Below are 432 nucleotides of genomic sequence, written 5' to 3' on the forward strand. Positions count from 1 at the left end.
TTGGCACCTTGATATCCGCCGTCGGCGTAGAGCTTCAGCAGGAAGGGGTAGAGGCCGAACAGCGAACCCATCAGCAGCACACCACCATCGCGGTCCTGGATGTCGGCGGCGTGGACGATGGCCTGCATCAGCAGCCCTTGGGTGTCGACCAAGACGTGCCGTTTCTTGCCTTTGATCTTCTTGCCCGCGTCGTAGCCCGAGGGATCGATGCAGCGCCCCCTTTTTCCGCGCTCTTCACGCTCTGGCTGTCGATGATCGCGGTCGTCGGGCTGGCGTCGCGCCTGGCCTGCCCCCGGCACAGCACGTAGAGCGTGTGGTGAATGCGATCGAGCGTCCGGTCCTCGTCCCAGCGCCGCAGGTAGTCGTTCACGGTGCTCCGCGGCGGCAGGTCCTTCGGCAGCGCGGCCCACTGGCAGCCGGTGCTCAGGATGT

Annotated in this window: 1 pseudogene; it reads right to left on the reverse strand. The window is 65.7% G+C overall.

Features of this window, described 5'->3' with window-relative positions:
- A pseudogene (locus JMJ56_RS33320) lies at positions 1-432 on the reverse strand (IS5 family transposase); the annotation flags it as partial.

Origin of the sequence: Belnapia arida (assembly GCF_016773205.1) — a bacterium.
In the GTDB taxonomy this organism is placed as follows: Bacteria; Pseudomonadota; Alphaproteobacteria; order Acetobacterales; family Acetobacteraceae; genus Belnapia; species Belnapia arida.